This is a genomic window from Shinella sp. WSD5-1, assembly GCF_963942435.1.
Lineage (GTDB): Bacteria > Pseudomonadota > Alphaproteobacteria > Rhizobiales > Rhizobiaceae > Shinella > Shinella yambaruensis.
The window spans coordinates 4312360-4336253 of sequence record NZ_OZ012596.1 but is presented as its reverse complement, the minus strand read 5'-3'; the positions used below and the strand labels follow the sequence as shown (position 1 = coordinate 4336253).

Sequence of the window (23894 nt, the reverse complement as noted above, 5' to 3'; positions counted from 1 at the left end):
TTTGCTGTAAAATCAGGGTCTCGACGGGCCCCATAGCATAATATGGCAGCGCTAGAGCACAGTTTTCTGTCACAATAAAGGGTGGCTGCGGTTTTCCGTCGTGATATTCTTAACCGGCCGCAACCGCCCGCAATTCCGCCACCAGCGCCGCCCTTTTCGCGGCAAGGCCCTTGTAGGTCGCCTGGGGCAGGTTCAACGCTTCGAGCTGGTCGGCGAAGACGGTCGCGATCCTCTGCGCCTCAGGCAGCGTGCGCAGCGCCGCGAGCGGATCGGTGTAGATGCGGATGGTGAAGAGGATGTCGCCGGAGACCGGCAGCTTGCGCAGGGTCTGGCGCTCGACGCGGGCGAAGGTGGTTTCGAGCGACAACGCGTGCCCTTCAGGCAGGGCGCCATGCGCCTTGGATGCCGGATAGTGCAGGTCGGCGTCCGGGTTGATCGACCAGTTGAAACGGAAGACCGGCTGCTCGACCTTGAGATTGTCGAACATGCGGTTGATCAGGAGGGCATTGCGCGTGCCCTCGCCGAAATCCGGCACGGGCGCGTGGATATCCTCCATCCGCCGGCCGAACTTTTCCGGCAGCGACCAGGAGGAGGGGAAGGCGACGTAACCGGCGACGAGCCGCCAGCCGCTGTCGTCGCGGCGCATCAGCACGAGGTCGTCCTGCACCAGCCCGCCGGCGGTGACGAGCGGGGCGTCGGCGGTGTCGAGGTGGACGGTGCGCGTGCCGGCGACGATCGTTGATCCTTCACGGCGATAGAAGGACGGATGCTGGGCCGTGATGTGTCCTGCGAGGAGTTCGAGAACTTCCCGCTGCGCTTCGCGCGTCCCGGCCTCTTCCACGAAGACGATGTCGGGACAGTCAGCGATCAGCCGATCCTTTTCGAGAAGGTAGCACTCCAGGTCGCCGTCCGGCTCGATCCAGCGAGCGGGATCGAGCGGGCCGAGGCCGATGGTGAAGAGGCGGGCGGAGCCGTCATAGGGCGTATAGACCGGCTGCTTCATGTCAGTTCGCCCCAGATCAGCCCGCGCAGGGAGTTGCCGACGAAGGCCGTGCCTTCGGCAAGGTCTTTCGGCCTGAGGATTTCTTCGACCGCCTTGCCCGTCTCCAGCAATTCGTCCCGCAGCACGCCCGCGAGCAGGCCCGAGGCGAGCGGCGGCGTCTTGAGGATGCCGGTGCCGTCGTCGAGGAAAAGCGAGGTGATGGTGCCTTCGCAAAGTTCGCCGCGCTCGTTGAGGAGGATCACCTCCTCCGCTTCCGTTGCGGGAACCTCGGCGCGTGCTGCGGTGTAGACCGAGCGGCGGGATGTCTTGTGGCGGAGCAGCGGGTCGGCCGAGGCAAGCCGGGTGGCGGCGATCTTCAGGCGCCACCTCGCATCCGGCGCGAGAGGGGTAAAGGGGGCCGTCTGTATGTCGATCCGGCCGTCAGGGAAAAGTTCGAGGCGAATGCGGAGAGGGGTGCCTTGCGGGCTACCCCCCTCTGCCCTGCCGGGCATCTCCCCCGCAAGGGGGGAGATCGGTGGGGGGGCTGATCCTTGCTCCGATGCAGCGCTGGCGGTGGGCGAAACGCCGCTCCATCCAATCTCCCCCCTTGCGGGGGAGATGCCCGGCAGGGCAGAGGGGGGTAGCGCAGCGAACAAAGCCTGCTCCGCCCCCTCGCTTCCCGCCAATCCAAGCGCCGCGGCCGAGCGCGCGAGCCGCGCCAGATGCCGCTCCAGCCGCACGAAGCCGGCGGCGGGCTCCCAGCGCAGGGTCTCGATCAGCGAGATATCCATTGATCACCCACCGCAAAGCGCGCCTTCAGCAGGCATTCGTCATATTCCGCCTCGGCGGTCGAATCGAAGACGATGCCGCCGCCGACATTGAAGACCGCCTCGCCGCCGTCGAAGATCGAGATCGTGCGGATCGCCACGTTGAAGCGCATCGTTCCATCCGGGGCGATCAGGCCGATCGCGCCGCAATAGGCATCACGCGGGCCGTCCTCCAGGTCGTGCAGGATCTTCATGGCGCTCATCTTCGGCGCGCCGGTGATCGAGCCGCAGGGGAAGAGGGCGGCGAAGATGTCGCGGATCGAGAGGCCGGGCGTGAGTTTCGCCCGCACATGGCTCACCATCTGGTGCACGGTCGGATAGGTCTCGACGGCGAAGAGCTTCGGCACATGAAGCGTGCCCACCTCGGTGATGCGCGAGATGTCGTTGCGCAAGAGGTCGACGATCATGCGGTTTTCCGCCTGCGACTTCGGATCGGCCTGCATGGCGGCGATGATCCTTGCATCCTCCGCCGCAGTGCCGCCGCGCGGCGCGGTGCCCTTCATCGGATGCGTCTCGATCCAGCCGTCCCTGTCGACATCGAAGAAGAGTTCCGGCGAGCGGGAAAGGAGAAGCGGCCCGTCGAGCGAGACGAAAGCGCCGTAGCGCACCGGCTGGCGCTCGATCAGCGACCAGAAGGCGGCGAGCGGATCCCCGGTCCAGCGGGCGCGGATCGGCATGGTGAGGTTCGCCTGGTAACAGTCGCCCTGCCTCAGATGCCGGTGCAGGCGGTCGAAGCGGTCGCGGTAGGTCTCGAAATCCCAGCCGGCTTTCGGCTCGGTCAGGAACGGTTCGTTCTCGGTGCGCTGGCGGGGTTTTGCCAGCGGGTGGCCGTCCGCCGGCTTCTCGAAAATGCCGAAGCTCATCAGCGGCGTCGGGCGGTTGTCCACCGCGAAGGGCGCGAGCTTCTCCTCGAAGAGATGGCCGGCCTCGTAGCTCATGAAGCCGGCGATCCAGTGCCCCTTCGCGTGTGCCGCCTGCAAGGCCGCGAAGGCGTGCTCGAAGCCGGCGCGCTCGCGCACGGTGACGACGGCGAGCGGATCGGCGAAAACCACCGTCCGGTCCTCACGGTCGTCCCTGAGGAGCACAAAGCGTTCGCGGTCGGTCATGCGCGGCTTCTTCTTTTAAGGTCAGGCCCTATCAAGCGCTTCCAGCTCGTCGATCAGCCCTTCGATCATCGACAGTCCCTTGCTCCAGAACGACGGATCGCTCGCATCGAGGCCGAACGGCTTCAGGAGTTCGGAATGGTGCTTGGTGCCGCCGGCCTTGAGCAGGTCGAAATACTTTTCTTGAAAGCCGGCCTCCGCTTGGCTGTAGACGGCGTAGAGCGAGTTCACCAGGCAATCACCGAAGGCATAGGCGTAGACGTAGAAGGGCGAATGGATGAAGTGGGGAATATAGGCCCAATAGGTCTCGTAGCCTTCCGAAATCCGGATCGCCGGGCCGAGGCTTTCCTCCTGCACGGAGAGCCAGAGTTCGCCGATCCGGTCGGACGTGAGCTCCCCTTCCTTGCGGGCGGTGTGCACCTTGCGCTCGAATTCGTAGAAGGCGATCTGGCGCACGACCGTGTTGATCATGTCCTCGACCTTCTGGGCGAGCATCGCCTTGCGCTCGCGCTTGTCCTTCGTCTTGTCGAGCAGGCTGCGGAAGGTCAGCATCTCGCCGAAGACGGAGGCCGTCTCGGCAAGCGTCAGCGGCGTCGACGCCATCAGCGCGCCCTGGCCGCCGGCCAGCACCTGATGCACACCGTGGCCGAGTTCGTGGGCGAGCGTCATCACGTCGCGCGGCTTGCCCATATAGTTGACCAGCACATAGGGGTGCGCGGAGGGCACCGTCGGATGGGCGAAGGCGCCCGGTGCCTTGCCAGGGCGCACCGGCGCATCGATCCAGCCCTTGTCGAAGAATTTTTGGGCGATATCGGCCATTTCCGGCGCGAAGGCGCTGTAGGCGGAGAGCACGGTGTCGCGCGCTTCGTTCCACGATATGATGGCATCGGGTGTCTCGGGAAGGGGCGCGTTGCGATCCCAGTAGTTCATCTGCTCCATTCCGAGCCACTTCGCCTTCATCGCATAATAGCGGTGGGAGAGGCGCGGATAGGCTTCGCGCACCGCTTCCGCGAGCGCCGCGACGACTTCGGGCTCGACGCGGTTGGCAAGGTGCCGGCTGTCGGCGATGTCGGAAAAGCCGCGCCAGCGGTCGGAGATTTCCTTGTCCTTGGCCAGCGTGTTGGTGATCAGCGTGAAGGTGCGGATATTGTCCCTGAAGGTTTTCGCCAATGCCTCGGCGGCCTTGCGGCGGTCGTCCGGGTTCGGCGACTGGAGCTGGTTGAGGGCGATTTCCAGCGGAACCTCCTCGCCGTCGATCGTGTAGCGGAGCGATGCCATCGTCTCGTCGAAGAGCCGGTTCCAGGCCGCAGCGCCGGTCATCGATTTTTCGAGGAAGAGCTGTTCCGTCTTGTCGTCGAGCTGGTAGGGCTTGTCCTTGCGCAGGTCCTCGATCCAGGGGCGATAATGCGCCGCAAGGGCGTCATTCACCAGCGCCGCCTCGATGCGCTCGTCCGCTATCCTGTTGAGTTCAAGCGAGAAAAACAGAAGATGCGCGCCAAGGTCGGTCAGCTTCGACTGCACGTCGCCGTAGAACTTGCCGTTGGCCGGATCGGTCGTGTTGGTGAAATAGGTGAGGCCCGCGAACGAGATGAGGCGGCCCATCACATCTTCCAGCGCCTCGAATTCGCGCACGGCCGCGCCGATGCCCTCGTCGCCGGTCTTTTCCGTCGCGGCGTCCAGCTTGCCCTTCCACTTCGCCTCGAAGGCGAGCGCGTCCGCCTCGGCCTTCTTCATGTCGCCCTGGAATTCCGGGGAAGCCTCCGAGGGATAGAGATCTGCGAGGTTCCAGCCGGGAAGATCGCCCAGCGCGGCGGCTGCGGCGGCGTCGGCCGGCGCGAGGGCGATGCGGGGGGCTTGGAAATGTCGGGTCATCGTCTGTCTCTCTTCCAGATGGGCGGATCGGCCCCTTGCTTGCGTCGGCAATGGTTAAAATGCAAGTCTTTCTCAAAACGGCATGTTCAACCCTTTCTGCCATGGTCCCCTGGTGTTGAGTTCCCTAGGGCGTGCATGACGCGCGCCTTCAGGCAAGGAGGTTCCAGTGACGGCCCATATTCTTGTCATCGACGACGATCCTGTCCAGCGCAGGCTGTTGAAGAACATGATCGAGCGCTCCGGCCATGTCGCCCATATGGCGGAAAACGGCCGTGCGGGCCTCGATCTGCTCGATCGCAAGGGCGGCCTGATCAATGTGATCCTGCTCGACCTGATGATGCCGGAAATGAACGGCTCGGCCTTCCTCGATGCGCTCGCCGAGCGGGAGAACACCATTCCCGTCATCGTGCAGACGGGTCAGGGCGGCATCGAGACGGTCGTCATGGCGATGCGCGCCGGCGCCTTCGATTTCGTGGTGAAACCGGTCTCGCCGGAACGCCTCAACGTCGCCGTCGGCAATGCGCTGAAGATGGACCAGCGGGAAGGCCGCGGCCGGGGCGGGCGCCGCCACCGCAGCGAGGCCGTGCATTTCGACGACATCGTTTCGGCGAGCCCGGAAATGCTGCGCGTCATCGAGCTTGGCCGCCGCGCTGCCCAGTCGAACATTCCGGTGGTGCTGGAAGGCGAATCGGGCGTCGGCAAGGAAATGGTCGCGCGCGCCATCCAGGCGGCGAGCGACCGGGCGCAGAAACCCTTCGTCACCGTCAATTGCGGGGCGATCCCGCACAATCTCGTCGAAAGCATCCTGTTCGGCCACGAGAAGGGCGCCTTCACCGGCGCGACGGAGCGCCATACCGGCAAATTCATGGAGGCCGACGGCGGCACGCTGTTCCTCGACGAAATCGGCGACCTGCCGCTCGACGTGCAGGTGAAATTGTTGCGCGCGGTGCAACAGGGCGAGATCGAGACCATTGGCGCGCGGTTCCCCCAGAAGGTGAACGTCCGCCTCATTTCGGCGACCAATCGCGACCTCATCAACGAGGTGCGCGAGGGCCGCTTCCGCGAGGATCTTTATTATCGCCTCAACGTCTTCCCGGTGACGATCCCGGCGCTGCGCAAGCGCAAGGAGGATATCCCGGTTCTGGTGCGCGCTTTCGTGCAGCGTTTTGCCGGCGAGCAGAAACTCGCCCGCCCGCTTGGCGTTTCCGCCGGGGCGATGGCGTTGCTGACGGCCTATGACTGGCCGGGCAACATCCGCCAGCTCGAAAACGCCATCTTCCGCGCCGTGGTGCTTTCGGAGGGGGCGGAACTCACCGCCGCCGATTTCCCGCAGATCGCCGCGCAGGTGCCGGGCTATGGCCTTGCCGAGGACGGCGCCGTCACCTGGGAGGCGGCGAGCGTCCGCACCCCGGAACCGGCCGCGGAAAGCCGCCTGCCGAGCGTCTATCCGGATTTCCGCCCGAGCGAATCAGTCGCCGATCCAACCCCGGAAAACGCCATCGCCAGCGTCGACAAGGGCGGCCATGTGCGCAAGCTGGCCGATGTGGAAGAGGAGCTGATCCGCTTCGCCTTGAAATTTTATCATGGCCAGATGAGCCAAGTTGCCCGCAAATTGGGCATCGGCCGCTCGACTCTTTATCGCAAACTGAAGGATTATGGCATCGACCCGGACGACCCGTTGAAAGAAGCTGCGTAAAAACCCTTGGAATCCCGGCCACTTGCGATTTCTCGATTGCCGTTTATTCCCTGTTAGTGGATTGTTCACTATAACGGGTGCGCGACGACGAGTGTGGCGTATTTGCCATGCTCTCACCGCAATTGGCAGTCATCTGGGATAACGGACGTTCGTTGTCCTTCGGACGGGGAAAGAGTTGGCAAATTTGTTCGCATCGATGAAGCGCCCCGGGGCATCCCTGGGCAGCCTCTGCAAGACAGTGTTGCAAAAGCTGCCCAAGGCTTTGACCACGGCTGTGCTGTCTGCCGCCCTCATCCTGCCCACGGCCATTCCCGCGACGGTCCAGGCCGAGAGCGGCAATCGCACGCTGAAGCTCTATTTCATCCACACCAAGGAAAAGGCCGAGATCACCTTCAAGCGCAACGGGCGCTATGATGCGCGCGGCCTGAAGCAGATCAACCAGTTCCTGCGCGACTGGCGCCGCAACGAGCCGACGAAGATGGATCCGCGGCTCCTCGACCTCGTATGGGAAGTCTACCAGAAGGTCGGCGCCAAGGGCTACATCAACGTCGTTTCCGCCTATCGCTCGCCGGCGACGAACGGCATGCTGCGCTCGCGCTCCAAGGGTGTCGCCAAGAAGAGCCAGCACATGCTCGGCAAGGCGATGGACTTCTACATTCCGGGCGTCAAGCTCGCGACGCTGCGCGCCACCGCCATGAAATTCCAGGTCGGCGGCGTCGGCTATTATCCGACCTCCGGTTCGCCCTTCGTGCATCTCGACGTCGGCAGCGTGCGCGCCTGGCCGCGCATGAGCCGGCAGGAACTCGCCCGCCTCTTCCCTGACGGCAAGACCATGCACGTTCCGACCGACGGCAAGCCGCTGCCGGGCTACCAGCAGGCGGTTGCCGACTACAAGCGCCGGGTCGGCGCAGACACGATCCAGGTGGCCGGTGGCGGCTCCACCCCGGCGGCGTCCAAGCGCAAGGGCGGGTTCCTCGCGGCCCTCTTCGGCGGCGGCGGCGACGAGGATGAAGAACCCGAAATGATCGCCAGCAGCGCCACCATCGCCGACAACTTCGATGAAGGCGGTTCGGGCGCAGGCGCGAAGGCGAAGGTTGCCGAAGAGAAGAAGCCGGTCGTCGCGGAAGCCGAGACGGAACTTGCCTTCACCGCGCCGGTGCCGGGCAGCCGCCCTGCCTTCAAGGCTGCCGAGACGAGCGAGCTTGCCCTTGTCGCGCCGACGACGAGCGGTGCGGTCGCAGCGCTCGAAGCGGCGACGGCCGAGGAGCAGAAGCCTGAATTCGAGGATCTTGCTGCCTACAAGATTCCGCTTCCCGTCCTGCTCGGTGCACGCACCGAACCCGGCGATGCGGAGCCGGGCGCGGTCATGACGGCCGAAGCGGCCGTCGAGGATGCTGAAGAACTGGCCATGGTTCCGGTGCCGGGCCTGCGCCCCGAGGTCTCGCTTGACCAGACGCAGACCGCGCTGATGGCCGCTGCGGAAGCCGACGTCGCGCTGCCGACGGCTGCGGACCGCACCGGCCTTGCCGCGCTTGCCGATCCGACGACGGACGGCACTGTCGGCAATCCGGTCGAGATGGCGGCGCTCGTCTCCACCAATGCCGGCGGCACGCGTTCGCTGGCGGGGCTCGATGCCTTCGACGGCAAGCCGACGGAAGAGTCGACCTCCAAGGGCGGGCGCCCGAAGAAGAAGGATGCCGATGCGGCGAGCCGCGGTGCCATCCGCACCGAGCCGAAGCTGACGCAGAAGATCATCTCGCAATGGGCGTTGACCCAGGGCCGTGTCGCGACGCTCTCGAAGCCCGTCAAGGCGCCGCGCTTCGTCAGCCGCACGCTGCGCGCCGCGCCGACGACCGTCTACATGGCCGGCTTCCAGCCGGAGGGGCATGCGTCGGTCGATGCCGGCCGCTTCAGCGGAACCGCCGTCAACTTCATGGAAGTGCGCAAGTTCCAGAGCGCCGAGAACTGAGATTTGGGTTCATTCCTAAAAAAACCCGCCGGAGTGATCCGGCGGGTTTTTTGTCTTCTGACCTTGCCTCCCCTCCGTCGTCATCCTCGGGCTTGACCCGAGCATGACGAAAGCGAGGGAAGCGCATCACGCGTCCGGCGGCAGCTCGACCATGCCGAGGGCCTGGAGATAGGTGTCGAGGATGGCCTCCTGCTCCATGCGCTCGTCCTTGTCCTGCTTGCGGATCTGGATGACCTTGCGCAGGATCTTGGTGTCGAAGCCGACGCCCTTGGCCTCGCCATAGACGTCCTTGATGTCGTCGGCGATGGTTTTCTTTTCTTCCTCGAGGCGCTCGATCCGCTCGATGAACGCGCGAAGCTGGTCGCGGGCGACGCCGTGGGCATCCGACATGGTCTTCTCCTTGGATGGGATAAAATTCGAAGGCCGTGACTTGCCGCGAACTTCCGGCAAGATCAAGGCCTGTCCCGCCATTTTCACGGGGGTAAGGCTCATTCCTTCGGGCGGTTCACCTCGAAGGCCGCCTTCTGCGCCTCGCTCGCCTCGCGCTGATGGCGCGCGCGCCATTCCTCATAGGGCATGCCGTAGACGATCTCGCGGGAGGCCTCCTTGTCGAGCGGCACGCCTGCCGCGTTCGCTGCCTCGCGATACCAGTTCGACAGGCAGTTGCGGCAGAAGCCGGCAAGATTCATCAGGTCGATGTTCTGCACGTCGCTGCGCTCGCGAAGATGCTCGAGGAGGCGCCGGAAGGCGGCCGCCTCGAACTCGGTCTGCTGTTCCTTGCTCAGGTCGGTCATCGTCTTGGCCTCAATAGGGTCCCGTGCGGGAGGGGAATACGGTATAGGTGTGCAGCGTCTCGTCTGCATTCAACCGGGCGAAGATCGGCGCAAGCCGTTCCACCCAGCGGGCGATGCCCGCTGCATCGCCGATCTCGTCCTGGCGGATTTCGATGAGGGCATGGGGGATGCCGGGTTTCATGCAATGGCGGAACATCGTGTCGCCGCGCAGCGCCCCGTCATAGGGTTCGTTGTTGCCCACCACGACGTCGCCGGGCGCTTCGAGCTCGGCCAGCAGCGGGCGGACGGCGCGCGGGTCGCTGTCCCACAGCACCGTCACCTGCCAGGGCCTGGCGACACCCTTCCAGGCCGGCGTGAAGGAATGCATGGAGAGGACGAGCGGCGCCTTGCCGGTTCTGTCGGCGACGGCGCCGATCGTCCGGGACACGGCATCGTGATAGGGGCGATGGAAGGTCTCCAGCCGGTACTGCCATTCTTCGGGCGCGATCGGGTGGTTGCCCGGCACGATCGCGCCGTCGGAGATGCGCATCACCAGGGTCGGATCGTCCTCGCCGCGGTTGGGGTCGATCAGGAGACGGGAGAAGCGGCTCATGACGACCGGCGCGTTCAGCCGGGCATGAAGGCCGCGCACCAGGCCCTCGACGCCGATATCGTAGGCGATGTGGCGTTGGAAGGCGCTCTCCGGCAGGCCGAGGCGGCCGTAGCGTTCCGGCAGGCGATTGGTGGCGTGGTCCGCCAGGATGACGAGTCCGAGACCGAGATCGCCGTCGATGATTTCGAAGGGGGCGTGATCCTGCATGCCTTTAGCCGAATGTGCATCGCTCATGCCGACTGATCGCATGGGGCGATCGCGCCTGCAAGGTTCGCAGCCCTGCCTTGCGGGAAAGAATCCTTCTCCCGCCGTGAAATTGTAAACGACCGCTGCCCAACTCCGTTGCATCTGAAACGATGCAGCGGAGTTGGGCAGCGATTTCAGATTCCACGGCGCCTTTTGCACGTCGTGAACGACGCGCGGCGCTGTAGTGTTGCGTTGACATTCATGCCCCGCCGTCGCAAGAAAGCGCGAGATCAAATCAACGGAGTTGCATCGGAAGCCGTGAGAGCCAAGAGCCATCGCCCGTTTTTCCCGAAAGCCCGCGGCCTCGCCCAGGCCGGCCTTTTCGCCTTTGCCGGCTTTGCGGCCCTGTCCGTGCCGGACACGGCGAAAGCCGATTTTCGCGTGTGCAACGGCACGCAGAACCTCGTCGGCGTCGCTATCGGCTATCGCGCCAAGGAAGGCTGGATGACCGAGGGCTGGTGGCAGGTTCCCGCGACCACCTGCGCCACGCTGATCGAGGGCGAGCTGCAGTCGCGCTATTATTACCTCTATGCCGAAGATGCCGCCCGCGGCGGCCGCTGGACCGGCGACGTCAACATGTGCGTCGCCGAGAACGAGTTCAAGATCACCGGCGTGCAGGACTGCTTCGCCCGCGGTTTCCAGCGCATGGGCTTCAAGGAATACGACACGGGCCGACAGGGGAGCTGGATGGTGCAGCTCTCAGATACGCCAGGGACCCAGGAAAGCCAGAACTGATGAGACGGAACAGAAAAGTCAAAATCCTCGCCACGCTCGGACCCGCATCGTCCGATGAGCAGATGATCCAGAAGCTGCATGAGGCCGGGGCCGACCTGTTCCGCATCAATATGAGCCATGCCAGCCATGACGTGATGCGCACGCTGATCAGCCGCATCCGCGCCGTGGAAGCCCGTTGCGGCCGACCCATCGGCATCCTCGCCGATCTCCAGGGCCCGAAGCTGCGCGTCGGCAAGTTCGCCAACGGCTCGGAAGAGCTGAAACCCGGCCAGACCTTCACGCTCGACAACAAGGACGTGCCCGGCGACAACACGCGGGTCTTCCTGCCGCATCCGGAAATCCTCGAGGCCGTCAAGCCCGGCCATCGCCTGCTGATCGACGACGGCAAGCTGCATCTGCGTGCCGAATCGTCCGATGGCACGGCGATCGTCTGCACTGTCGTCTCAGGCACCAAGATCTCCGACCGCAAGGGCGTCAGCCTGCCCGATACGCTGCTCGGCGTCGGCGCGCTGACCGAGAAGGACCGCATCGACCTCGATGCGGTGCTGGCGACTGGCAGCGTCGACTGGGTGGCGCTCTCCTTCATCCAGCGCCCGGAGGACCTTGCCGAAGTGCGCAAGGTCGCGCGCGGCCGCGTCGGCCTGATGTCGAAGATCGAAAAGCCGCAGGCGATCGAACGCATCGACGAGATCATCGAGCTTTCCGACGCCCTCATGGTGGCGCGCGGAGACCTTGGCGTGGAAATGCCGCTGGAAGCCGTGCCGGGCCTGCAGAAGCAGCTCATCCGCGCCTGCCGCCGCGCGGGCAAGCCGGTCGTCGTCGCAACGCAGATGCTGGAATCGATGATCTCCGCTCCCGTGCCGACCCGCGCCGAGGTGTCGGACGTCGCGACCGCCGTCTTCGAAGGCGCGGACGCCGTGATGCTGTCGGCCGAATCCGCCTCGGGCGCCTATCCGGTCGAAGCCGTCTCCACCATGGCCTCGATCGCCAGCAAGGTCGAGCGGGACCCGCACTATCCGGGCATCATCTATGCCCAGCGCTCGACGCCGGAAGCCACGGGCGCGGACGCCATCTCGCTGGCCGCCCGCCAGATCGCCGAGACGCTGAAGCTGTCGGCCATCGTCTGTTACACCTCGTCGGGCACGACGGGCCTGCGCGCCGCGCGCGAGCGGCCGGACGTGCCGGTCCTGGCGCTTTCGCCGGTCATCGAGACGGCGCGCCGCCTCTCGGTCGTCTGGGGCCTGCACTGCGTCGTCACGGGCGATGCGGAGGACCTCGACGACATGGTGAACCGCGCCTGCCGCATCGTCGTCACCGAAGAATTCGGCAAGCCGGGCGACCGCATCATCATCTCGGCCGGGGTGCCGCTGCGCACGCCGGGCGCGACGAACATGCTGCGCATAGCCTATATCGGCGCTGACGGCGTCAGCGGCGTCTAGGCCTATTCTTCATGATCCCTCGCAAGGCGGGCCTCGGCCCGCCTTGCCGATTCCTGGAGGTCGCGCACCTTCCCGGCGATCTTCTCCAGTGCCTCGACGGCAAGGTCCGTCACGACATAGTCCGGCTTGTGGCCGAGATTGCGGATCCAGACGAGCTCCGATCCGGCTATGTCGCGCGCCAGCCCGCGCGAATGGATTTCCTCGTAGACCACGCCATCGGCATCGCCAGTGACGACCACCGTCGGCGCGCGGATATGCCGGTAGCGCGGCTGTATGCGGCGGACGTATTCCAGGAGATTGGCGACGTCGGCGGCGTTGTTGCGAAAGGCGTCGGGGCGCAGCACGAGGGCAGGGGCGGTCGCGGCGACATAGCCGTCGGGACGCGGATTGGGCGCGAAGACGAAGCGCGTGCCGCGGTCGATGCGCAGGAGGCCGGCGGGTAGTGCGACGATGCGGGTGAAGAGCCAGCCGATGACGGGCATCTTCGCGATGTCGTAATACCAGTCGATACCGCTGGGCCAGGGATGGGTGGCCGGCGCCAGGAAGAGAAGGCCGGCCGTCTTCTCCGGATGCTCCAGCGCGAAGCTGGCGGCGATGGCGCCGCCGAAGGAATGGCCGACGATGATCGCCCTGTCGAGCCCGCGCTTTTCCATCAGCCGTGCGATGGCGCGGGCCTGCCCGTCCGGCCAGCCGTTCTCCGGGCCGCCGCGATCGGAGTAGCCATGGCCCGGCCGGTCGAGGAAGAGCATTGCGGCGCGGCCGTCCAGCTTGTCCCGAAAGGCATGCATCTGGTCGCGCAGATTGCCGCTGGCGCCGTGGATGAAGACGAGAGGCGGCAGGTCGGCATTCATGCCGGCGGGCACCAGCACGCTGTTGAGGCTGAAGCCGCCGACATCGATCCGTTCGCCGATGTTCGGGAATTGCCGCTCGATTGCCCGTGCCTTCCAGACGGTGAAGGCGTAGCCGGCAAGCGCGAGGGCGAGAGGAAGGGTAAGGAGGGCGAGCAGCATGAAACGGAGAGGGAAGGGCAAGGACGATCCGGTTTCCGTTGAGATAGCCGATCCATGCCGTCGGCGCCATGCCGGAGACTATGTGCGCTGGCCGGTCAGCTTTTCCGCAAGGTCGCCCATTTCCTTCTGCGCCTGCCGTTCGGTCGGGTAGATGTCGAGGAATTTCTCCCAGGCCTTCATCGCCATCTCGTCCCGGCCCGACTGGGCAAGGATCGCCGCCATGCCGGCGAGCGCGCCGAAATGCCGGGGCTCGATGGCCAGCACCTGGTTGATGTCGGACATCGACTTGCGGTAGTTGCGCATCTTGAAGTGCAGCGTCGCCCGGCGGTTCCAGCCCTCGACATAGTCGGGTTTCAGGCGAATCGCTTCGTCGAGGTAGTCGAGCGCTGCGGCGTTCTTTTCCTCGGCGATGGCCTTGTCGGCCCATTGGATGAGAAGGTTGATGCTGGCGCTGCCCGAATCCTGCCATTCCCGGCGGATCTGGTCGGCGATGCCGCGAGCCTTATCCGGATTGCCTTCGCGCTTCAGCTCGCTGAAGAGCTTTTCGAGGCGCTGGGCCGGGGTCGTGAAGGCGCCGGAAGCGGGATCGACGGATGCCTTGTCCACCGTCTGCGCAAGCGCAATGGCCGGGGCGGCCCCGATCAGGACGAGGGAGAGACAGAGTGCTGCGGGCGTAAAAATGCGCATGGCGGTTATGGTAAACCGCCATGGCCGAACGTCAAATCAATATTTTTCGACCACCACGACCCGCTTGCGGGAAGGCGACCGCGACGCTTGGTCAGCCCTGGCGAGCCTTGAAGCGCGGGTTCTGCTTGTTGATGATGTAGATGCGGCCCTTACGGCGAACAAGGCGGTTCTCGCGGTGACGAGCCTTGAGCGACTTGAGCGAATTCTTGATCTTCATTTTTCTGATCCGCGTATTGCAGGGCGACTCGAGTTCGCCGGATTTCCTCAATCAAAAACGCGCCGTTTCGGGCGCGCTTTCAGGTTGGCAGGCATGTACCTTGTCACTTTTGTGCTGTCAACCATTGGCGGCGGGTTTTCCGCGGCAAGGACCGGTTTTCCAGCGTCGCTTAGTCCAGAATCTGGGTGATATGCCCCATTTTCCGACCCGGCCGGGCTTCCGTCTTGCCATAGAGATGGACGAGCACGCCGGGCCTTGCGAGCCAGACGGGGACGTCCTCGATGTCGTCGCCGACGAGATTCTGCATCACGCAATCCGAATGGCGGCGGGGATCGCCGAGCGTATGGCCGGCGACGGCGCGGATATGCTGCTCGAACTGCGAGATGACGCAGGCCGCCTCCGTCCAATGGCCGGAATTGTGCACGCGCGGCGCAATCTCGTTGGCGACGAGCCCGCCATCCGGCAGCACGAAGAACTCGACGCCGATGACGCCGACATAGTCGAGCTGGTCGAGGATGGCGCGGGCTGCCTTGCGGGCCTGGTTGGCGGTCGCCTCACCGACGCGGGCCGGCAGGGTGGAAGTGTGCAGGATGCCGTTCTGGTGGACGTTTTCCGCCGGGTCGTAGCAGGCGATGGTGCCCTCGCGGTCGCGTGCGGCGATGATGGAGATTTCCCGCTCGAACGGCACCAGGCTCTCGAGGATCAGCGGCACCCCGCCGAGCGCCTCGAAGGTGCCTTCGCGATCCTCCGCGGGCGAACGGAAGAGCCGCTGGCCCTTGCCGTCATAGCCGAGCCGGCGCGTCTTCAGGACACCGACGCCGCCGAAGCGGTCGAGCGCGTTTTCGAGGTCGGCCTGGTTGTCCACGGCGGCAAAATCGGCGGTGAGGATGCCGCAGTCGCGGATGAAGCGCTTTTCGACGAGCCGGTCCTGCGAGACCTCCAGCGCGCGCGGCGGGGGATAGACCGGGATGGCCGCGGCAAGCGCCTCGGCGGCGGAAACCGGCACGTTCTCGAATTCGTAGGTGACGACGTCTGAGACGCGGGCAAGTTCGGCAAGCGCGTCCGCATCGTCATAGGCCGCGACGATCTGGGCGTTGGCGACCTGCGCGGCCGGACAATCGGCCTGCGGTTCGAGGATGACGGTCTTGAGGTTCAGCCGGGCAGCCGCCATGGCCAGCATGCGGCCGAGCTGGCCGCCGCCGATGATGCCGATCGTGCGGACGCTCATAGCGGGCCGTCCACGGGATATTCTGCGACGGCGTTCGACTGGTTTTCCCGCCATTCATCGAGGCGGTGGGCGAGTTCCGGATCACCCAGTGCCAGCACGGCGGCGGCGAGCAGCGCGGCATTGACCGCGCCCGCCTTGCCGATGGCGAGCGTGCCGACGGGAATGCCGGCGGGCATCTGTACGATGGAGAGCAGGCTGTCCTGGCCGGACAGCGCCTTGGACTGGACCGGCACGCCGAAGACCGGCAGCGGCGTCATCGCCGCGGCCATGCCGGGCAGGTGGGCCGCGCCGCCGGCGCCGGCCACGATGACTTTGAAACCCTCCGTCTTCGCCCCGCGGGCAAAGCTGTACAGCCGGTCGGGCGTGCGGTGCGCCGAAATGATGCGGGCCTCGTAATCGACGCCGAGCGCATCGAGCGTATCGGCGGCGTTCTTCATCGTCTCCCAGTCGGACTGGCTTCCCATGATGATGGCGACGGGGGGCGTTTCTGTCGTGTCCAAGGCGTCTTTCCCGCTTTCAGGCGATGATATCGGGGATGATCTGGTCTTCCAGCTTGGAGATCTTGTCCTTGAGGACCAGCTTCTTCTTCTTCATGCGCTGGATTCTGAGGGCTTCGCAGCCGATCTGGATCATGGCGTTGATCGCGGCATCGTAGTCTTCGTGCTCCTGGCGCAGCCGTGCAACGGCAAGCCGCAATTCAGCCTGTTCCTGGTCTGCCATGCTATTTCTTTCCCCGTCGTCGGCGGTGCGGCCGAGCCGCGGTCCTCCAGCTTGTATGAAGGCTGCTCCTACCACGAAACCCCTGGTAACGGGAAGTTATCCCTTGCCACGTTTTCGCCTTCGACAAATGAAAAATGACATGGCACACTGGTTCTGTTGCAACCTGGACCACCCGGCATGCGAATGACCGGGTGCAAGCAAAAGGAAGGAACTGTCACATGACGATTGAGGCTCATCTGGCCACGCTCGAAAAGAAGCACTTCGCTCTGGAAGCCGAGCTGCACGCTGCAATGAATCAGCCGTCCTCGGAGGACCAGACGATCGCGGACATCAAGCGTCGCAAGTTGCGCATCAAGGACGAGATCGAGCGCCTTCGCGGCTCCTCTCACTGAAAAGACAGGGATTTTTCCAAAGTTACGGAAGGGGTGAGGGTCGCGGAACAGTTGGTCTGTATGGGAGGACCAGGGTAGGAGCCCATTTCGCGAAACCGCTCCCGGTACACGAAAACCTTAGATGTCGAGACGCCCTGGCCGCCAAGATGGCGCGCCGGGGCGTTCTGTCTCAGGACGGGACATCCGGCTCAGGACCAGAACTGGTCGAGCCAGAGATTGAGCCGGTCGAAGCCCCGCGCGTTGATCGCGTAGATGCGTTTCGTGCCTTGGGATTTCACGCTGACGAGATTGCATTCGAGCAGGGCCTTGAGGTGCTGCGAGACCGCCGGGCGGCTGATCGGCAGGCCTTCGGAAAGCTCGTTGACGGTGCGCGGCGCCCGGCGCAGCTCCTCCAGCAGGAACCTGCGGTTGGGGTCGGCAATCGCAGCGAAGGGGTCCGGGTGCGCCATGGGCGGACGCTATGGCAAAGCAGCATTTGCGGCAAGTTTTTTGTGCGCTGCGAAGGGCCCGACCCGGTTCAGAGAAAGGCGACCACGCCGTCATAGGCCAGCTTCGCCCCGGCGATGAGGGCCATCGCATACATGAAGGGATAGAAGACGGCGGGCTTCATGCGCTTGACGATGAAACCGCCGATGGCCGTCGCCACGATGGCGAGCGGCACGAGCGTGGCCGATATCGTCAGGTTCGTCGTGTCGAGCTGGCCGAGCGCGAAATAGGGGCCGAGCTTGATGACGTTGAGGATGGCGAAGAAGCGCACGGCCGCGCCCGTATAGTCGCGCGGCGGCAGCTTCAGCGGCAGGCTGTAGACCTGGAAGGGCGCGCCGCCGGCATGGGCGACGAAGCTGCCGTAGCCGGACAGCGTGCCGAGGAAGGCGGCGGGCAGCAGCCGGTGCGGCTTGGGCGGCACGATGTAGCCATGACGCGCGCGCCAGCCGTTGTAGAAGTAGCGGGCGACGAAGAGAACGGTGATGAGCCCGATGATAAGGCGCAGCACATCGCGCGGCACATAGGCCGATGTCGCCCAGCCGATCGCGATGCCGATGAGGGCGCCGGGCAGCAGCATCTTCAATAGCGTGCGGTCGTTGTGCTGGCGCCAGATCCAGAGCGAGACGCAATCCATCACCACGAGGATGGGCAGCAGGATGGCGGCGGCTTGCACCGGAGGAACGGCCATGGCAAGCAGCGGCACGCCCATCAGGGCCAGCGCCTCGCCCATGCCGCCCTTCGTCAGGCCGACCAGGAGGACAGCGGGGACGGCGGCATAGTAGATGGCGGGGTCGATGGACATGGAGGGCGATTGATCCTGTTCGTCCTTCCGTCTATCCGCTTTGATCTGTTATGACGAGCCCGAGTGCCGTATTCTAAGGAAGTTCATCCATGTCCGATGCCGAAACCCGCTGCCGCCTGGTGCTGATCCTGCCCGAGGGCGAGGACCTTTCCGCCCGCGCCGCGATGCTGGAAGGCGCGCTGAAGGGCGGTGATGTCGCCTCGGTGATCCTGCCGCAATACGGGCTGGACGACGGCCAGTTCCAGAAACACGCCGAAACCCTGGTGCCGATCGTCCAGCAGGCGGGCGCCGCGGCGCTCGTTGCGGGCGATACCCGCGTTGCCGGCCGGGCGAAGGCCGACGGCATCCATGTCGCCGGGGGACTCGAAGAGCTCGGCGAAACGATCGAGAAGTTCACGCCGAAGCTCATCGTCGGCGGCGGCAACGCGACGGACCGGCACAGGGCGCTGGAGATCGGCGAGGTGCAGCCGGACTATATCTTCTTCGGCAAGATCGGCGGCGACATCAAGCCGGAGGCGCATCCGAAGAACCTCGCGCTTGCCGAATGGTGGGCCTCGATGGTGGAGATTCCCTGCATCGTGCTCGGCGGCACGGATCCGCACTCCGCATTGGCCGCGGCCGAGACCGGCGCGGAGTTCGTGGCCCTCGACAGGGCGGTCTTCGCCGATCCGGCGCAGGCCCCGCACGTGGTGGCGGCCGTCAATGCTCTTCTTGACGAAAAAGCGCCACGGTTTGAGCAATAGTAGGCGCTCATGATCAGGGCCGTTCTCATCCAAGCTTGCCGTATCGTGCCGGTGGCGCTTCTCGCCGCGGGCGTCCTCGTTGCCGTGCCCGCCTCGGCGGAAACGGCGAAGAAGGGACCGTCCGTGACGGCGGGCAGTGCGGCAAACGCCACCGCGGACCCGGCGGGCGAGATCGAGCCCGCTATCGCCGACGACCAGTCCGCCACGAAAACGGACGCGGAAAAAGACAAGCCTGCCGACGGTCCGTCGACCGGCCTTTCCGTGCTCGACCGTATGGGCGCCGACCTGCCGGCGCTGCCGGAGGAAAAGCCCTTCACCGGCAAGATCGACGAGGCCTATGGCGCCTTCCAGCGTGGCCGCTACCTGACGGCGATGGAGCTGGCCCTGCCGCGTGCGCAGCTTGGCGACCCGGCCGCGCAGACGCTGGTGGCCGAAGTCCTCGACCGCGGCCTCGGCGTCAAGCGGAACCGCGAGCAGGCCATGTTCTGGTACGAGCAGGCCGCCAATGGCGGCGATCCTACCGGCATGTTCAAATATGCGATCCTGCTGATGGAGCGCTCGCGCTCGAAGGAGGACCGCGCCAAGGCCGACGAGCTGATGAAGAAATCGGCCGATCTCGGCAATGCCTCCGCGCAGTTCAATTACGCGCAGGTTCTTGTGGCCGATTCCCCGGGGGAGAAGGGCCTGCGCGCGGCGCTGCCCTACTACGAGAAATCCGCCGAACAGGGCATTGCGGATGCGCAATATGCCGTCTCGCAGATCTATGTCAGCCTGAAGGGCCTGCCGGAGGAGAAGACGAGGCGCGCCAGGGAATGGCTGCTGCGTGCCGCACGCGCCGGCTTCGACACGGCCCAGCTCGACCTCGGCATGTGGCTGGTCAACGGCACGGGCGGCGAGCGTGACTACGAGGCCGGCTTCAATTGGCTGAAGCGGGCGGCCGGCGGCGGCAATGCCGTGGCCCAGAGCAAGCTCGCCCAGCTCTACATCCACGCCATCGGCACCCGGCCCGATCCGGTCGAGGCGGCCAAATGGTTCGTTCTCGCCCGTCGCGCCGGGCTCAACGATCCCTCGCTCGAAGACTTCTATCTCGGCCTCAGCGACGCGCAGCAGAAGGCGGCGATCGACGCGGCCAACAAGTATCGCTCAGGCTCCTGAGGCCGCCCCCGTTTACCCTTTGCAGCATCGGGGGCCCTGCATTGCAGCCGACGCAGGGGCCTGAGGCTTGAAACTTCGGGGGATTTGTGGTTTTGAGGCCGCATATTCCGGACCCGGCGCGTTTCGCGCCGCGGCTCTGCCGTTCCGAAGCGCCGGACACTCCCGAAGGATTTTTGCTACATGGCTCGTTCAGCTCTTCTCAACGTCATGGTTCAGGCCGCCTTCAAGGCCGGCAAGTCGCTCGCGCGCGATTTCGGCGAGGTGCAGAACCTGCAGGTCTCGCTGAAGGGCCCGGGCGACTACGTTTCGCAGGCCGACCGCAAGGCGGAAAAGCTGATCCGCGAGGATCTGATGAAGGCCCGTCCGACCTACGGCTTCCTCGGCGAGGAATCCGACGAGATCATCGGCACCGACGGCGCACACCGCTGGATCGTCGATCCGCTCGACGGCACGACCAACTTCCTGCACGGCATTCCCTGTTTTGCGATCTCCATCGCGCTGGAGCGGAACGGCGAGATCGTCGCCGCCGTCGTGCTGAACCCGGCGACGGACGAGCTGTTCACCGCCGAACGCGGCGGCGGTGCCTTCCTCAATGACCGGCGCCTGCGCGTGGCGGCCCGCAAGAACCTGTCGGATGCCGTCATCGGCTGCGGCGTCCCGCATCTCGGCCGCGGCAACCATGGCAAGTTCCTCATCGAGCTGCGCCATGTGATGGGCGAAGTCGCCGGCATGCGCCGCCTCGGCTCGGCCTCGCTCGATCTCGCCTATGTCGCCGCCGGTCGTTTCGACGGTTTCTGGGAGCGCGACCTCGCGCCGTGGGACCTGGCGGCCGGCATTCTCCTGATTCGCGAGGCGGGCGGCTACGCAACCGACCTTGCCGGCGGCAGTGCCATGCTCGACACCGGCACGGTCGTCGCCGGCAACGAATATATCCACAAGGCGCTCAGCGAAGTCGTGCACCGTCCGGTGCCGACGCGCTAAGACCCGGAAATGGGCGGCGCATTCCGCGCCGCTGTTGCCGCTAAGCCCTTCAATTCGGCGCAATCTTCCTCTAGTCTCCCGCCCGACGAGGAAGCGGAGAGACGACGATATGGCGAAGCTTGGGCTGTCGGGCTGGGGAGGGTCGCCCGGGACTGCGGAGGATTATCCGCACAAACTCTCAAGCCCCATGGCCTTCTTCTGGACGATGGTGATCTTCCTCATCATCGTCGGCTTCGTGGCCGCCATCCTCTTCCGCCAGGCGCAATCGGCCTTCCTCAGCAATCCGGGCCTCAACGGCCTCATCCTCGGCGTGCTGCTGATCGGCATCCTCCTGGTCTTCAACCATGTGCTGGCGCTGAGGCCGGAAGTGCGCTGGTTCAATTCCTTCCGCGCCGCCGGCAGCGCCGAGAAGGTCGGGCGCGATCCCGTGCTGCTCGCGCCGATGCGCGCGCTGATCGGCCGGCGGCACTCCGTGGCGCTCTCGGCCACCGCGCTGCGCTCGATCCTCGATTCCATCGCGACCCGCCTCGACGAATCGCGCGATACGTCCCGCTACCTCATCGGCCTTCTCGTCTTCCTCGGCCTTCTCGGTACCTTCTGGGGCCTTCTCGGCACAATCGGCTCGATCAGCCAGGTCATCCAGTCGCTCGATGCTGGCGGCGGCACCGCGAATGACATTCTCAACGCCCTGAAGGAAGGCCTTTCCGCGCCGCTAGACGGCATGGGCACCGCCTTCTCCACCTCGCTCTTCGGCCTGTCCGGTTCGCTGATCCTCGGCTTCCTCGACCTGCAGGCAGGCCGTGCGCAGAACCGTTTCTATACGGAGCTGGAGAACTGGCTCTCCTCCGTCACCGATGTCGGCCCGGAACTGCAGCCGGTCGTCGACATGGCGGCCAGTTCCTCCACCGACGTGCAGGCCCTCGCCCAGCAGATCCTGAAGCTGGCGCAGGAGGGCGGCGGCGGCCGTTCGACGGCGGCCATGGCGAGCCTTGCCGAGGGCATCCAGGGCCTCGTGAAGAACATGCGCAGCGAGCAACAGATGCTGCGCGACTGGATCGAGGCGCAGCAGGAGGAATCGAAGGCCCTGCGCCGCACGCTCGACCGGCTTGCCGCCCGCAGCGGGGAGAAGAACGTCGAGCGCCTGCCTGAGCGCGCGACGGAAAAAGCCCAAAAGGCCGGGGGCGAATAGGGATGGCGCTCGCCCGCAATCGGCGCAGCCAGCGCGCGGTCGACTACTGGCCGGGCTTCGTCGATGCGCTGTCGACGCTGCTGCTCGCCATCATGTTCCTGCTCACGGTCTTCGTGCTGGCGCAGTTCTTCCTGAGCCGCGAGATTTCCGGCAAGGACGACGTGCTCAACCGGCTGACGAGCCAGATCAACGAGCTGACCCAGCTCCTGGCGCTTGAAAAGAGCGGCAAGCAGGACCTCGAGGATGCGCTCGTCAATCTCCAGGCCTCGCTTGCCCAGTCGGAAAGCGATCGCACCCGCCTCCAGCAACTGCTCGACAGCGGCGCCGGCGCTTCGGATGCCGCCAATGCCCGCGTCACGACGCTGGAGGGCGAGCTCGATTCGGAAAAGCAGGTCAGCGCGCGGGCCATGAGCCAGATCGAGCTGCTCAACCAGCAGATCGCGGCGCTGCGCAGCCAGATCGCCGCCGTCGAGGAGGCGCTGCAGGCTTCCGAGGCCAAGGACCAGTCCTCGCAGGCGAAGATCGCCGATCTCGGCCGCCGCCTCAATGTTGCGCTGGCGCAGCGTGTGCAGGAGCTCAACCGGTACCGCTCCGACTTCTTCGGGCGCCTGCGCGAGATTCTTTCCGACCGGGAAAACATCCGCATCGTCGGCGACCGTTTCGTCTTCCAGTCGGAGGTGCTCTTCCCCTCGGGCGGCAGCGATCTGAACGAGGCGGGGCAGGCGGAGATGGGCAAGCTCGCCACTGCGCTGCTCGATCTCGCGCGGGAGATTCCCTCCGAGATCAACTGGGTGCTGCGCGTCGACGGCCATACGGACAACGTGCCGCTTTCCGGCACGGGCCGCTACCGCGACAACTGGGAGCTTTCCTCCGCCCGCGCGACGTCGGTCGTCAAGTTCCTGATCTCCAGGGGCGTGCCGGCCAACCGGCTGGTCGCGGCGGGTTTCGGCGAGTTCCAGCCGATCACGGAAGGCAGCGACGATGCGGCGCGGGCAACCAACCGCCGCATCGAGCTGAAACTCACCGAAAGATAACTCAGTCCATCTGGATGTTGGCGCCCTCGACCACCGGCTTCCATTTGGCAAGCTCTTCCGTGACGTGCTTGCCCAGCTCCTCCGGCGTCGAGCCGACGATGGTGGCGCTGAACTCCTTCATGCGTTCGGCGACGGCGGGGTCCTTCAGCGCCGCATTCGCCGCCTCGTTCAGCTTCGCGACGACCTCGCCCGGCGTGCCGGCCGGGGCGAAGAGCGCGTTCCACGTGTAGGTCTCGTAGCCGGGAATGCCCGATTCGGCGACCGTCGGCACATCCGGGAAGGAGGCTGCACGCTCCTTCGTGGTGACGGCGAGCGCGCGCAGCGTGCCGGCCTTGATGTGGCCGGAGGAGGAGGGCAGGTTGTCGAACATGATCGGGATCTGGTTGCCGATCACGTCGTTCAGCGCCGGGCCGGAGCCCTTGTAGGGCACGTGCTGCATGCTGACGCCCGCCATCGACTTGAAGAGCTCGCCGGAGAGGTGCAGCGGCGTGCCGTTGCCGGAGGAGGCATAGCTGTAGCCGTCCGGATCGGCCTTCAGCAGCGCCAGCAGTTCCTCGACGGTCTTTGCCGGCAATTCGGGGTTCACCACCAGCACGTTCGGCACGATGACGAGCAGCGAGACCGGCGCGAAGTCCTTCTCCGCATCGTAGGGCTTGGTCTTGAGGATCAGCGGGTTCAGGGCGTGTGTCGCGACGGTCGCCATCAGGATCGTGTAGCCGTCCGGCTCGGCGCGTGCCACGCGGTCGGCGCCGAGGCTGCCGCCCGCGCCGCCGACATTTTCCACGACGATCTGCTGGCCGAGGATATCGCCCATCTTCTGCGCGATGATGCGCGCGACGACATCCGTCGAGCCGCCGGCGGCGAAAGGCACGACGAGCGTGATCGTCCGGTCGGGGAATTGCTGGGCGCTGGCGGGCAGGCCGAGTGCCAGAGATGCGAGCACGGTGGTGCCGAGGGCCACGAGGGTCCGGCGGGTGAGCGTCGAAAATGTCACG

At 65.5% G+C, this 23894-nt stretch carries 26 protein-coding genes; 10 read left to right on the top strand and 16 right to left on the bottom strand.

What is annotated here, in order from left to right:
* Positions 1 to 109 precede the first annotated feature (109 nt).
* From AABQ55_RS21335 to AABQ55_RS21320, 4 genes are read right to left on the bottom strand one after another with little or no spacing between them, the layout of a single operon-like run.
* Positions 110 to 1003, bottom strand: coding sequence for a heme-dependent oxidative N-demethylase family protein (locus tag AABQ55_RS21335; protein ID WP_272806475.1), 894 nt, complete (start codon positions 1001 to 1003; stop codon positions 110 to 112).
* A complete protein-coding gene (locus AABQ55_RS21330; protein WP_272806474.1) occupies positions 1000 to 1773 on the bottom strand; it encodes an aminotransferase class IV family protein in 774 nt (257 codons plus the stop codon). Before AABQ55_RS21330 ends, AABQ55_RS21335 begins: the two co-directional genes overlap by 4 nt.
* Positions 1758 to 2915, bottom strand: a complete 1158-nt coding sequence (locus AABQ55_RS21325; protein ID WP_272806473.1) for an aminodeoxychorismate synthase component I — start codon at positions 2913 to 2915, stop codon at positions 1758 to 1760. The genes AABQ55_RS21330 and AABQ55_RS21325 overlap by 16 nt, the downstream gene beginning before the upstream one ends.
* A gap of 21 nt (positions 2916 to 2936) precedes the next feature.
* Positions 2937 to 4784 (bottom strand): M3 family oligoendopeptidase, encoded by a 1848-nt coding sequence (locus AABQ55_RS21320; RefSeq protein WP_272806472.1) that lies wholly within the window; start codon positions 4782 to 4784, stop codon positions 2937 to 2939.
* Between the two features lie 166 nt (positions 4785 to 4950).
* On the opposite strand from AABQ55_RS21320, the gene AABQ55_RS21315 reads away from it, so the two are divergent.
* Positions 4951 to 6480 carry a sigma-54-dependent transcriptional regulator gene (locus tag AABQ55_RS21315; protein ID WP_272806471.1) on the top strand — a complete coding sequence of 510 codons (1530 nt, stop codon included), beginning with the start codon at positions 4951 to 4953 and terminating at the stop codon, positions 6478 to 6480.
* Positions 6481 to 6655: 175 nt separating this feature from the next.
* Complete coding sequence (locus tag AABQ55_RS21310; protein WP_443021126.1) at positions 6656 to 8449, top strand: DUF882 domain-containing protein; 1794 nt, start codon at positions 6656 to 6658, stop codon at positions 8447 to 8449.
* A 126-nt stretch (positions 8450 to 8575) separates the two neighbouring features.
* Here AABQ55_RS21310 and AABQ55_RS21305 read toward each other — a convergent pair whose 3' ends face one another.
* The 3 genes from AABQ55_RS21305 to AABQ55_RS21295 all read right to left on the bottom strand — a co-directional run bounded on the left by AABQ55_RS21305 (position 8576) and on the right by AABQ55_RS21295 (position 10042).
* The gene (locus AABQ55_RS21305; protein WP_064331154.1) at positions 8576 to 8839 is read right to left on the bottom strand and encodes a DUF2312 domain-containing protein; all 264 of its coding nucleotides are present in this window, start codon (positions 8837 to 8839) and stop codon (positions 8576 to 8578) included.
* Positions 8840 to 8937: 98 nt separating this feature from the next.
* Positions 8938 to 9243: a DUF1244 domain-containing protein gene (locus tag AABQ55_RS21300; RefSeq protein ID WP_272806470.1), complete on the bottom strand. Its 306-nt coding sequence runs from the start codon at positions 9241 to 9243 to the stop codon at positions 8938 to 8940.
* A 10-nt stretch (positions 9244 to 9253) separates the two neighbouring features.
* Entirely contained in the window at positions 9254 to 10042 is a 789-nt protein-coding gene (locus AABQ55_RS21295) for an N-formylglutamate amidohydrolase (protein ID WP_272806469.1), read from the bottom strand.
* A 384-nt stretch (positions 10043 to 10426) separates the two neighbouring features.
* On the opposite strand from AABQ55_RS21295, the gene AABQ55_RS21290 reads away from it, so the two are divergent.
* On the top strand, positions 10427 to 10816 hold the full coding sequence (locus AABQ55_RS21290; protein WP_306414950.1) for a DUF1036 domain-containing protein: 390 nt from the start codon (positions 10427 to 10429) through the stop codon (positions 10814 to 10816).
* Entirely contained in the window at positions 10816 to 12255 is a 1440-nt protein-coding gene (gene pyk / locus AABQ55_RS21285) for a pyruvate kinase (protein ID WP_272806467.1), read from the top strand. Before AABQ55_RS21290 ends, pyk begins: the two co-directional genes overlap by 1 nt.
* A 2-nt stretch (positions 12256 to 12257) precedes the next feature.
* Here pyk and AABQ55_RS21280 read toward each other — a convergent pair whose 3' ends face one another.
* The 6 genes from AABQ55_RS21280 to AABQ55_RS21255 all read right to left on the bottom strand — a co-directional run bounded on the left by AABQ55_RS21280 (position 12258) and on the right by AABQ55_RS21255 (position 16117).
* Positions 12258 to 13265, bottom strand: coding sequence for an alpha/beta fold hydrolase (locus AABQ55_RS21280; protein ID WP_272807514.1), 1008 nt, complete (start codon positions 13263 to 13265; stop codon positions 12258 to 12260).
* Between the two features lie 78 nt (positions 13266 to 13343).
* Positions 13344 to 13952, bottom strand: coding sequence for a hypothetical protein (locus tag AABQ55_RS21275; protein WP_443021124.1), 609 nt, complete (start codon positions 13950 to 13952; stop codon positions 13344 to 13346).
* Between the two features lie 91 nt (positions 13953 to 14043).
* Positions 14044 to 14169 carry a type B 50S ribosomal protein L36 gene (ykgO, locus tag AABQ55_RS21270; RefSeq protein ID WP_024271182.1) on the bottom strand — a complete coding sequence of 42 codons (126 nt, stop codon included), beginning with the start codon at positions 14167 to 14169 and terminating at the stop codon, positions 14044 to 14046.
* Between the two features lie 169 nt (positions 14170 to 14338).
* Positions 14339 to 15397, bottom strand: a complete 1059-nt coding sequence (locus AABQ55_RS21265; RefSeq protein WP_272806466.1) for a 5-(carboxyamino)imidazole ribonucleotide synthase — start codon at positions 15395 to 15397, stop codon at positions 14339 to 14341.
* Entirely contained in the window at positions 15394 to 15861 is a 468-nt protein-coding gene (gene purE / locus AABQ55_RS21260) for a 5-(carboxyamino)imidazole ribonucleotide mutase (protein ID WP_272807512.1), read from the bottom strand. Before purE ends, AABQ55_RS21265 begins: the two co-directional genes overlap by 4 nt.
* A 52-nt stretch (positions 15862 to 15913) precedes the next feature.
* On the bottom strand, positions 15914 to 16117 hold the full coding sequence (locus AABQ55_RS21255; RefSeq protein ID WP_244768304.1) for a YdcH family protein: 204 nt from the start codon (positions 16115 to 16117) through the stop codon (positions 15914 to 15916).
* Between the two features lie 218 nt (positions 16118 to 16335).
* Between AABQ55_RS21255 and AABQ55_RS21250 the strand changes: the two genes are divergently transcribed.
* Positions 16336 to 16509, top strand: a complete 174-nt coding sequence (locus tag AABQ55_RS21250) for a YdcH family protein (protein ID WP_064496056.1) — start codon at positions 16336 to 16338, stop codon at positions 16507 to 16509.
* Positions 16510 to 16697: 188 nt separating this feature from the next.
* On the opposite strand, the gene AABQ55_RS21245 is transcribed toward AABQ55_RS21250, so the two are convergent.
* Complete coding sequence (locus AABQ55_RS21245; protein ID WP_272806465.1) at positions 16698 to 16958, bottom strand: ArsR/SmtB family transcription factor; 261 nt, start codon at positions 16956 to 16958, stop codon at positions 16698 to 16700.
* 68 nt (positions 16959 to 17026) lie between these two features.
* Complete coding sequence (locus AABQ55_RS21240; protein WP_272806464.1) at positions 17027 to 17797, bottom strand: sulfite exporter TauE/SafE family protein; 771 nt, start codon at positions 17795 to 17797, stop codon at positions 17027 to 17029.
* A gap of 89 nt (positions 17798 to 17886) precedes the next feature.
* Here AABQ55_RS21240 and AABQ55_RS21235 point away from each other — a divergent pair, with 89 nt between their 5' ends.
* The 5 genes from AABQ55_RS21235 (at position 17887) to AABQ55_RS21215 (ending at position 22899) form a co-directional block, all read left to right on the top strand.
* Positions 17887 to 18540 (top strand): thiamine phosphate synthase, encoded by a 654-nt coding sequence (locus AABQ55_RS21235; protein WP_272806463.1) that lies wholly within the window; start codon positions 17887 to 17889, stop codon positions 18538 to 18540.
* Between the two features lie 9 nt (positions 18541 to 18549).
* Positions 18550 to 19695, top strand: coding sequence for a tetratricopeptide repeat protein (locus tag AABQ55_RS21230; protein ID WP_272806462.1), 1146 nt, complete (start codon positions 18550 to 18552; stop codon positions 19693 to 19695).
* A 180-nt stretch (positions 19696 to 19875) separates the two neighbouring features.
* Positions 19876 to 20676, top strand: a complete 801-nt coding sequence (locus AABQ55_RS21225) for an inositol monophosphatase family protein (protein ID WP_272806461.1) — start codon at positions 19876 to 19878, stop codon at positions 20674 to 20676.
* 109 nt (positions 20677 to 20785) lie between these two features.
* A complete protein-coding gene (locus AABQ55_RS21220; RefSeq protein WP_272806460.1) occupies positions 20786 to 21865 on the top strand; it encodes a MotA/TolQ/ExbB proton channel family protein in 1080 nt (359 codons plus the stop codon).
* 2 nt (positions 21866 to 21867) lie between these two features.
* Positions 21868 to 22899: a peptidoglycan -binding protein gene (locus AABQ55_RS21215; protein ID WP_272806459.1), complete on the top strand. Its 1032-nt coding sequence runs from the start codon at positions 21868 to 21870 to the stop codon at positions 22897 to 22899.
* Position 22900: 1 nt separating this feature from the next.
* Here AABQ55_RS21215 and AABQ55_RS21210 read toward each other — a convergent pair whose 3' ends face one another.
* Positions 22901 to 23893, bottom strand: a complete 993-nt coding sequence (locus AABQ55_RS21210; RefSeq protein WP_272806458.1) for a Bug family tripartite tricarboxylate transporter substrate binding protein — start codon at positions 23891 to 23893, stop codon at positions 22901 to 22903.
* Between the last annotated feature and the right edge of the window lies 1 nt (position 23894).